Genomic DNA, 10,008 nt, shown 5'->3' with positions numbered 1-10,008 from the left:
ACTGTGCGCTGATGCGCTCCAGTTGTAGCAAGGCCATCGCGATGGACTCCCGATCAGTTGGTAATGAATTTGGCGCTGACGTAAGGGGCGTAATCCGGCAGCACGGCGTCAACCTTGCCTTGTTCCTTGAGGAACGCCGCAGTGTCGGTCACGGCCTTGGTGGTTGGTGCGCCCAGCAGACTGACTTGGTCAGCTGCCAACGGGTAGACATTGCCTTGCAGCAACAGCGGGATGTCACTGGCCTTGGCGCCGGAGAGCTTCACCAGTTTGTCGACGTTGCCTTTGTCGGCTAGCCAGGCCTGTGGGTCTTTGCGGTAGGCGGCGTAGGCATCCAATGTCACCTTGGCAAAAGCAGTGACGATTTCCGGGTGCTTCTCGGCGAAATCCTTACGCACGATCCAGGCATCGAAGGTCGGCGCACCGAGCTTGGCCAGTTCGCCGGAGGTGATCAGTACCTTGCCGTTTTCCTTGGCCACGCCCAAGGCCGGGTCCCACACGTAAGTAGCGTCGATGTCACCGCGCTTCCAGGCGGCGATGATCGCCGGTGGCGCGAGGTTGAGGATGGTTACTTTCGACGGGTCGATATTCCAGTGCTTCAGCGCGGCCAGCAGGCTGTAATGCCCGGTGGAAACGAACGGCACGGCGATCTTTTTGCCGACGAGATCCTGTGGGGTGCTGATTCCTGAACCGTTGCGCGCTACCAGGGCTTCGGCACCGCCGATCTGGGTGGCAACGAGGAAAGTCTCCACCGGCACTTTGCGAGTCACCGCAGCGGTCAGTGGGCTGGAACCGAGGTAGCCGATCTGCACATCTCCGGACGCGATGGCAGCGATGATGTCGGCCCCATTGTCGAATTTGCGCCAGTTGATGTTGGCATGGGTGGCTTTTTCGTAAGCGCCGTCGGCCTGGGCGACTTTGGCCGGGTCTACGGTGGTCTGATAAGCGACCGTCACATCCGCCGCCTGGGCAAACAGGCTCGCACCGGCCAAGGACAACGCCGCCAGGAGGCGCAGTGGGGTTAACAGTTTCAAGGGGAAGCTCCTCAATCAGGCGGCCGAGGGTCGGCGTGTGAGGAGACTAAATGATCTAAGAATTCGAAAATAAATAACATTTTCGAATTAGCTTATTAGAAGAAGAGTGAAATCCGGTGTGCAGGCTGAGGAGAACAAATGTGGGAGCTGGCTTGCCTGCGATGCAAACGACCCGGTGTATCAGTGATACCCCGGTGATGCTATCGCAGGCAAGCGAGCTCCCACACAAGCCTTTAGTTGCTGATGGCGAGGATGCTGGCCTGGTACGACCCGACAAACACATCGAAATCGCCCACTTCGTTCTGTTCCAGCTCTGCTTGTTGGGCCAGTGACGTGCGCGCCAGTTCTTCAAAGCGTGCCTGTTCCTCGGCCGAGAGCGGCTCCTTGCGGAAGTGCTCGGCATGCAGCCGGCTCTGGTGCAGGGAGAATTGCGCAAAACTCTCTTTACGCTCAGCCATTGCTGCCAGCACCTGGGCCGATGGGGTCAGGGACGAATCCTTGACCTTCGCCAGTTGGGCGTCCAGCGCCTGGCTGTGCTCGGTGATACTGTGGCTCTCATCCAGCAGCGCGGCCAACGGGGCAATCTTCTCCAGCAACTCGGTGGCCCATTCCTTCATGTCCACCGGGGCGCCATCACGTTGCAACTGCAGGCCCGGACGGCGACCTTCCTTGACCACGCTGAGGAAGTTGGACGTTGCGTTGCCGCACTCGTTGTTAGCGAACAGCGGGCTGTCGTTCAGGGCGCAGTACAGCAGGAACGCGTCGAGGAAGCGCGACTCCGGCAGGTCAATCCCCATCGGCAGGAACGGGTTGATATCCAGGCAACGCACTTCGATGTACTGAATGCCACGGGCCATCAGCGCCTGGATCGGGCGTTCGCCGGTGTAGGTCACACGCTTGGGGCGAATGTTGGAGTAGTACTCGTTTTCGATCTGCAGGATGTTGGTGTTGAGCTGCACCCACTCACCGTCCTTGTGCGTGCCGACTTCGACGTAAGGCGCGTAGGGCGTTGCCACCGCTTCGCGCAGGCTGTCGGTGTAGCTGGACAGGTCGTTGTAGCACGGCGTAAGACCGGCCTGGGCATTGCTCTGGTAACCCAGGTCGCTCATGCGCAGGCTGGTCGCATACGGCAGGTACAGCGTGTCGGCATCCAGTACTTCGAGCTGGTGCGAGCGACCGCGCAGGAAACCGGCATCCAGGGCTGGCGAGGCGCCGAACAGGTACATCAGCAGCCAGCTGTAGCGGCGGAAGTTACGGATCAGCGCGATGTAGGCATTGGACTGGTAATCGCGGTCGGTGCCGACAAACCCTTCAGTCTCCTTGAGCAACGGCCACAACTGTTCCGGCAGGGAAAAGTTGTAGTGGATGCCGGCAATGCACTGCATGGTCTTGCCGTAACGCAGGGCCAGGCCCTTGCGGTACACGTACTTGAGCTGTCCGATATTGGAGGTGCCGTAGTAGGCAATCGGAATGTCTTCCTCGGCCGGCAACGGGCACGGCATCGAGGGGCTCCACAGGTATTCGCTGCCGAGCTTGGTGTAGGCAAACCGATGAATCTTGTCCAGGCTGCTCAGGGTATCGGCCGGGTTGGGCAGGGCGGGAGTGATGAACTCCAGCAGCGATTCCGAGTAGTCGGTGGTGATCTGTTCGTGGGTCAGCGCGGCGCCCAGGGCTTCAGGGTGCGGCGTTTGTGCCAGGCGACCTTCATCGGTGACGCGTAGGCATTCACGCTCGATGCCGTGCAAGCACTGCTCTAGCAGGGAGAGGTGTTCGCGCTTGCCGAGCAAGGCCAGGCGGCGGTTGAGAAGTTCGCTCAAGTTGGATTCCTTCACGCGTCAGTCGCCCCAATATGGGGGTGGGCAGGACGGTCTACAAGGGTGAAGTTAAAACTGGCGTGATCGCCTGGTTTAGAGTCGATCTGACTCGATCTGTAAAAGCCGACTTCACTCCATGAATTGGGCTATAGCGCAGCAAGAAAATTCCGACGCTGTTATCGCAGCGCCGAAATTAACTCAAATCGAGGGTGGGGAGCTATAGGGCAGCGAACGTGCCTTGTGCTTTTGCGACTAATCTTTCGTCCTGATACACATCGGCTTCGACCACCAGTGTGCGGCGACCCGCGTGGATCACCCGGGCGGTACACAGCACGTCACCGTCAGACACAGCACGGATGTAGTTGATTTTGCACTCGATGGTCGCGCTCTGCTGGTCGAAACCATGGGAGCTGGAACAGGCCAGCCCCATCGTAATGTCCACGAGGCTGAAGATCGCCCCGCCATGGAGCTTGCCCGCACGGTTGCGCAGCTGCGGCTCCAGGGTCAGGGCCACCTCGGCAACGCCCTCGTCCAGGCGTTGCAGGCGGCAGCCGATCAGTTCGCTGAATGCGCTCTGGGTCAAACCGGCCGGGATCTCCATCAGCGTTTCTTCAACTGTTTGGCGTTGGCGAACAGCGAGGCCATGGCGTTGTTGCTCGGGGCGGCGGTGGCGGTTTCCTTGCGCGGCGCGTTGATCTGCGACTGGCGCGGTGCTGAACCCGGACGAGCACCACGGGCGCCGTCGATCTTCTCGCCTGGGGTGTCACTCATGCGCATCGACAGGCCAACGCGTTTGCGAGGGATATCGACTTCCATGACCTTGACCTTGACCACATCACCGGCTTTCACCGCTTCGCGCGGATCTTTGATGAATTTCTCCGAAAGCGCGGAGATATGTACCAAACCGTCCTGATGCACGCCGATGTCCACAAAGGCGCCGAAGTTGGTCACGTTGGTGACCACGCCTTCGAGGATCATGCCCAGCTCCAGATCCTTGAGGTCTTCGACGCCGTCTTGGAACTCGGCAGTCTTGAACTCGGGGCGTGGGTCACGACCCGGTTTTTCCAGTTCTTGCAGGATGTCGGTGATGGTCGGCACGCCGAAGGTTTCATCGGTGTATTTCTTCGGGTCCAGGCGCTTGAGGAACGCAGCATCGCCGATCAGCGAGCGGATGTCGCGGTCAGTCTCGGCGGCGATGCGTTGTACCAGCGGGTAGGCTTCCGGGTGAACCGCGGAGGCGTCCAGTGGGTTGTCGCCGTTCATTACGCGCAGGAAGCCGGCGGCTTGTTCGAAGGTTTTTTCGCCCAGGCGTGCGACTTTTTTCAGCGCGGCGCGGGTTTTGAACGCGCCGTTTTCATCGCGGTGGGTGACGATGTTCTGTGCCAGGGTGGCGTTGAGGCCGGAGATACGCGCCAACAGCGCCACGGAGGCGGTGTTCACGTCCACGCCCACGGCGTTCACGCAGTCTTCCACTACGGCATCCAGGCCGCGTGCCAGTTTCAGCTGCGACACGTCGTGCTGGTACTGGCCGACACCGATGGATTTAGGGTCGATTTTCACCAGTTCGGCCAAGGGGTCTTGCAGGCGACGGGCGATGGACACTGCGCCACGGATCGACACGTCGAGGTCCGGGAACTCCTTGGACGCCAGTTCCGACGCCGAGTACACCGAAGCGCCGGCCTCGGAGACCATGACCTTGGTCATTTTCATGGCTGGGTATTTCTTGATCAATTCGGCGGCCAGCTTGTCGGTTTCACGGCTGGCGGTGCCGTTGCCGATGGCGATCAGGTCCACGGCGTGCTTGGCGCATAGCGCGGCCAGGATCGCCAGGGTCTGGTCCCACTTGTTGTGCGGCACGTGCGGGTAAACGGTGGCGTGGTCCAGCAGCTTGCCGGTGGAGTCGACCACGGCGACCTTGCAACCGGTGCGCAGGCCCGGGTCGAGGCCCAGGGTGGCGCGCGGGCCGGCCGGTGCGGCCAGCAGCAGGTCATGCAGGTTGTGGGCGAACACGTTGATCGCCTCGGTCTCGGCGCCGTCGCGCAACTCACCCAGCAGGTCGGTTTCCAGGTGAGTGTAGAGCTTGACCTTCCAGGTCCAGCGCACCACTTCACCCAGCCACTTATCCGCAGGACGATTCTGATTCTGGATGCCGAATTGTTGACCGATCATGCCTTCGCACGGGTGCATGGTGCCCGGCAGCTCGTCGCCGACTTTCAGCGCGGAGCTGAGAATGCCTTCGTTGCGGCCACGGAAAATGGCGAGTGCGCGGTGGGACGGCATGCTCTTGAGCGGTTCGTCGTGTTCGAAGTAGTCACGGAACTTGGCGCCTTCTTCCTCTTTGCCGGCGATGACGCGGGCGCTGAGCGTGGCTTCCTGCTTGAGGTAGGTGCGCAGTTTTTCCAGCAGGCTGGCGTCTTCGGCGAAGCGCTCCATGAGGATGTACTTGGCGCCTTCGAGGGCGGCCTTGACGTCGGCGACGCCTTTTTCGGCGTTGATGAAGCGGGCCGCTTCGGTGTCGGGAGTCAGCGACGGGTCGTTGAACAAGCCGTCGGCCAGCTCGCCCAGGCCAGCTTCCAGGGCGATCTGGCCCTTGGTGCGGCGCTTCTGCTTGTAAGGTAGGTAGAGGTCTTCGAGGCGGGTCTTGGTGTCGGCGAGCTTGATGTCGCGTTCCAGTTGCGGAGTCAGCTTGCCCTGTTCCTCGATGCTGGCGAGGATGCTGATACGCCGTTCGTCGAGTTCTCGCAGGTAGCGCAGGCGCTCTTCCAGGTGACGCAATTGGGTGTCGTCGAGGCTGCCGGTCACTTCTTTTCGGTAACGGGCGATGAAAGGCACCGTAGAACCTTCATCCAGTAGAGCGACGGCCGCTTCGACCTGCTGTGGGCGTACACCGAGTTCCTCGGCGATGCGGCTGTTGATGCTGTCCATAAAACCACCTGAAATTCTTGAAAGCAGCCCGCAGGCCCGGAAAACAAGGCCCTGGGAGGCTGGTTGAGCGGCCCGACTGGCGCCGCTGCCTGGGTCAAGAGGCAGCCTATTGACCCTCGAAATTGAAAAAATCACGACAAGCGGGTGAAAAAAGATCCCGGCAGCAAACGGTAACGATCTGACGTTGCCCTGCACGAAGGCGCCGCATTATAACCAGCGTTCCGGCTTGGGGGGGTACTGCGCCGGTGGTCGCCGCACGCGGGTTCGCTGGCGGCAGAGGAAAAATCTGCTAACAATGCACACGGTGCGTATAACGGCACCTAAGCCATAATGCGCGCCGAGATAAGAGGAGCATCCAATGAGCAGCACTGTACAAACTGCTGAAGGCGAAAAAATTCTCATCGTTGATGACGATCCAGGGCTTAGCAGCCTATTGGAGCGCTTCTTCAACTCCAAAGGCTACCGCGCTCGCGCGGTGCCGAACACCGAACAGATGGACCGCCTGCTGGGGCGCGAGGTGTTCAACCTGGTCGTACTCGACCTGATGCTGCCCGGCGAAGACGGCCTTACCGCCTGCAAACGCCTGCGCGGTGCGAACAACCAGATTCCAATCATCATGCTGACCGCCAAGGGCGATGAGCTGAGCCGCATCAAGGGCCTTGAGCTTGGCGCCGATGATTACCTGGCCAAGCCGTTCAACCCGGATGAGCTGATGGCTCGGGTCAAGGCTGTATTGCGTCGTCAGGCTCCGCCGGTGCCGGGCGCGCCAGGCAGTGAAGACGAAAGCGTCACCTTTGGTGACTACGAATTGTCGCTGGCTACCCGTGAGCTCAAGCGCGGTGAAGAAGTGCACATGCTGACCACCGGCGAATTCGCGGTGCTCAAGGCGCTGGTGATGAACGCGCGCCAACCGCTGACCCGCGACAAGTTGATGAACCTGGCCCGTGGCCGGGAGTGGGATGCCCTGGAGCGTTCCATCGACGTGCAGATCTCCCGTCTGCGCCGGATGATCGAGCCTGATCCGTCCAAGCCGCGGTATATCCAGACGGTGTGGGGCGTGGGTTATGTGTTCGTGCCGGATGGCAATAAAACCAGTTGACCGATGATTTGCAGGGGCGGGTATTCCGGCGTTTGGCTCCATGAGCGTCATTGGGATACCCGGCATCTGCAATTCTGCGAGCGCCCCTCGTCCCTGCAAGGTATCTAGCTGTCTTCTATGAAAACCCCGCTGTGGTTCCCGCAAAGTTTCTTTTCCCGCACGCTTTGGCTGGTGCTGATCGTTGTTCTGTTTTCCAAGGCACTCACACTGGTTTATCTGTTGATGAACGAGGATGTGCTGGTGGATCGGCAGTACAGTCACGGCGTCGCTCTTACACTGCGTGCCTATTGGGCGGCTGATCCGGAAAACCGCGAGAAGATTGCCAAGGCTGCGACACTGGTTCGCGTGGCGGGTGCGGGTGTGCCGGAGGGCGAGCAGCACTGGCCCTACAGTGAGATTTACCAGCGACAGATGCAGGCCGAGCTGGGTGATGACACCGAGGTGCGGTTGCGCATGCATGTGTCGCCCGCGCTCTGGGTGCGGGCGCCCAGCCTGGGTCAGGATTGGCTGAAAGTACCGCTGTACCCCCATCCGCTGCGGGGGCAGAAGATCTGGAACGTGTTGGGTTGGTTCCTGGCCATTGGTTTGCTTTCTACCGCATCCGCCTGGATTTTCGTCCGCCAGCTCAACCAGCCCCTCAAGCGTCTGGTGTTCGCCGCCCGCCAACTGGGGCAGGGGCGCAGTGTGCGCCTGCCGGTCAGCGACACGCCCAGTGAGATGACCGAGGTGTACAGCGCGTTCAATCAGATGGCGGAAGATGTCGAGCAGGCGGGCCGTGAGCGCGAGCTGATGCTGGCAGGCGTATCCCATGACCTGCGTACGCCGTTGACGCGCTTGCGGCTGTCCCTGGAGTTGATGGGCAACCATAACGACCTGACGGATGACATGGTCCGTGACATCGAGGACATGGACGCGATTCTCGACCAGTTCCTGGCGTTTATCCGTGATGGTCGGGATGAAGTGGTTGAAGAGGTCGACCTTACGGACTTGGTGCGAGAAGTCGTGGCCCCGTATAACCAGAACGGTGAACAAGTGCGCATGCGTTTGGAGCCGATCCAGCCATTCGCGTTGCGTCGGGTGTCGATGAAACGCCTGTTGAACAACCTCATCGGCAACGCCTTGCATCACGCAGGTTCCGATGTGGAAGTTGCAGCTTATGTGTCGGGCGATAGCACTGCACCGTATGTGGTGCTGAGTGTGATGGACCGGGGCGCGGGTATCGACCCGGACGAGTTGGAAGGGATTTTCAACCCGTTCACCCGTGGCGACCGTGCCCGGGGTGGCAAGGGTACTGGCCTGGGTTTGGCGATTGTGCGGCGGATTGCCTCGATGCATGGTGGCAATGTTGAGCTGCGTAATCGTGAAGAAGGTGGCCTGGAGGCGCGGGTGCGTTTGCCGCTTGGGCTGATGTTGCCTAGAGATGCGGTCTGACAAACGCCAAGTAACCAAATGTGGGAGCTGGCTTGTCTGCGATAGCGGTGGTGAGTTCACTATAGCTATCGCAGGCAAGCCAGCTCCCACACTTTTTGTGGTGCCTAATTCAGCCCTTGCCTTTGGTCCTGGTCATATTTGGCCCGCCGTTCTTCTCCAGATGCTGAATGATGATCCCCGCCACGTCCTTGCCTGTGGTGGTCTCGATCCCTTCCAGGCCCGGCGATGAGTTCACTTCCATCACCAGTGGCCCGTGGTTGGAGCGAAGGATATCCACGCCGGCCACGCTCAAGCCCATTACCTTGGCTGCCCGCAGCGCGGTCATGCGTTCTTCCGGGGTGATCTTGATCAGGCTGGCACTACCACCACGATGCAGGTTGGAGCGGAACTCCCCTGGCTTGGCCTGGCGCTTCATCGCCGCAATTACTTTGTCGCCCACTACGAAGCAACGGATATCTGCGCCACCGGCTTCCTTGATGTACTCCTGCACCATGATGTTCTGCTTGAGGCCCATGAATGCCTCGATCACCGACTCGGCTGCTGTCGCGGTTTCACACAGCACCACGCCGATACCCTGGGTCCCTTCCAGCACCTTGATCACCAGCGGCGCGCCGTTGACCATATCGATGAGGTCGGGTATGTCATCCGGTGAGTGGGCAAAACCGGTGACCGGCAGGCCAATGCCCCGGCGCGACAGCAACTGCAGCGAACGCAGCTTGTCCCGCGAGCGCGCGATGGCTACCGATTCGTTAAGGGGGAACACGCCCATCATTTCAAACTGGCGCAACACCGCGCAGCCGTAGAAAGTGACTGAGGCGCCAATACGCGGGATCACCGCATCAAAACCCTCCAGCGGCTTGCCCCGATAGTGGATCTGCGGCTTGTGGCTGGCAATGTTCATGTAGGCCCGCAACGTGTCGATCACCACCATTTCATGGCCACGTTCGGTGCCGGCCTCAACCAGGCGGCGGGTGGAATACAGACGCGGGTTTCGCGACAGCACAGCAATCTTCATGCAGCACCTGGGACAGAAAGAGTAGAGACCGGGAACACCGGCTTGTCTTGAACGTACTTGACGCCGGGATTGACCACCAACTGGCCGTCAATCAACGCCTTGGAGCCGAGCAACAGGCGGTAACGCATGGCCTTGCGGCAGGCCAGGGTGAATTCCACACGCCATACCCGGTCACCCAGTGCCAACGTTGTGCTGATCACGTAGCGCACCTGCGCATGCCCGTTGGAGCTCTTGATGGTTTTCATCGTCACCAGGGGCGCTTCGCAGCGACGGTGACGCAGTTGCACAACGCTGCCAAGGTGCGCGGTGAAGCGTACCCACTTCTCACCATCGCGCTCAAAAGGCTCGATATCGGTGGCATGCAGGCTGGAGGTGCTGGCGCCGGTGTCGATCTTGGCGCGCAGGCCGGCCACTCCCAACTCGGGAAGGGCCACCCACTCACGCAGACCCACAACGGTCAAATGGTCAAATGTCTTCAATATGAGTAACCGGCAATTCAGAAATGTTTCGTAGTCGTCGAGGACAGTAACGTCCAACTGCGCATGGATTGTGACAATCCCCAAACCCTCATCGAGGGTTTGGCGCCGATTTCGCGGTATTCACGCAGAATATTCGACAAATGGCGACAGATATCTCTCAGGCTGCAGTAATCAGCGGCTGTTAGGGAAAGGCACGCAAAAATCGCGTTCCCTG

At 60.2% G+C, this 10,008-nt stretch carries 8 protein-coding genes; 2 read left to right on the top strand and 6 right to left on the bottom strand.

Features of this window, described 5'->3' with window-relative positions; genetic code table 11:
* Positions 1 to 53: 53 nt before the first annotated feature.
* The 4 genes from tauA to ACRESD_RS06460 form a co-directional block, all read right to left on the bottom strand.
* A complete protein-coding gene (gene tauA, locus ACRESD_RS06475; protein WP_431750168.1) occupies positions 54 to 1,031 on the bottom strand; it encodes a taurine ABC transporter substrate-binding protein in 978 nt (325 codons plus the stop codon).
* A 233-nt stretch (positions 1,032 to 1,264) separates the two neighbouring features.
* Complete coding sequence (gene gshA / locus ACRESD_RS06470; RefSeq protein ID WP_431750167.1) at positions 1,265 to 2,848, bottom strand: glutamate--cysteine ligase; 1,584 nt, start codon at positions 2,846 to 2,848, stop codon at positions 1,265 to 1,267.
* Positions 2,849 to 3,062: 214 nt separating this feature from the next.
* The gene (locus tag ACRESD_RS06465; protein ID WP_431750166.1) at positions 3,063 to 3,446 is read right to left on the bottom strand and encodes a PaaI family thioesterase; all 384 of its coding nucleotides are present in this window, start codon (positions 3,444 to 3,446) and stop codon (positions 3,063 to 3,065) included.
* Positions 3,446 to 5,770 carry a Tex family protein gene (locus ACRESD_RS06460; protein WP_431750165.1) on the bottom strand — a complete coding sequence of 775 codons (2,325 nt, stop codon included), beginning with the start codon at positions 5,768 to 5,770 and terminating at the stop codon, positions 3,446 to 3,448. Before ACRESD_RS06460 ends, ACRESD_RS06465 begins: the two co-directional genes overlap by 1 nt.
* A gap of 358 nt (positions 5,771 to 6,128) precedes the next feature.
* Between ACRESD_RS06460 and ompR the strand changes: the two genes are divergently transcribed.
* Both ompR and ACRESD_RS06450 read left to right on the top strand, forming a co-directional pair.
* The gene (ompR, locus tag ACRESD_RS06455) at positions 6,129 to 6,869 is read left to right on the top strand and encodes an osmolarity response regulator transcription factor OmpR (RefSeq protein WP_431750164.1); all 741 of its coding nucleotides are present in this window, start codon (positions 6,129 to 6,131) and stop codon (positions 6,867 to 6,869) included.
* 117 nt (positions 6,870 to 6,986) lie between these two features.
* Positions 6,987 to 8,300 carry an ATP-binding protein gene (locus tag ACRESD_RS06450; protein ID WP_431750163.1) on the top strand — a complete coding sequence of 438 codons (1,314 nt, stop codon included), beginning with the start codon at positions 6,987 to 6,989 and terminating at the stop codon, positions 8,298 to 8,300.
* Between the two features lie 109 nt (positions 8,301 to 8,409).
* On the opposite strand, the gene rimK is transcribed toward ACRESD_RS06450, so the two are convergent.
* Together rimK and ACRESD_RS06440 are read right to left on the bottom strand one after the other, a co-directional pair.
* Positions 8,410 to 9,315 (bottom strand): 30S ribosomal protein S6--L-glutamate ligase, encoded by a 906-nt coding sequence (rimK, locus tag ACRESD_RS06445; protein WP_010214091.1) that lies wholly within the window; start codon positions 9,313 to 9,315, stop codon positions 8,410 to 8,412.
* A complete protein-coding gene (locus ACRESD_RS06440) occupies positions 9,312 to 9,761 on the bottom strand; it encodes an ATP-dependent zinc protease family protein (protein ID WP_431750169.1) in 450 nt (149 codons plus the stop codon). Before ACRESD_RS06440 ends, rimK begins: the two co-directional genes overlap by 4 nt.
* Between the last annotated feature and the right edge of the window lie 247 nt (positions 9,762 to 10,008).

Source organism: Pseudomonas sp., from assembly GCF_050739995.1.
In the GTDB taxonomy this organism is placed as follows: domain Bacteria; phylum Pseudomonadota; class Gammaproteobacteria; order Pseudomonadales; family Pseudomonadaceae; genus Aquipseudomonas.
Note: the sequence above shows the minus strand (reverse complement) of the source record. Positions and strands in the feature narration are given on the sequence as shown.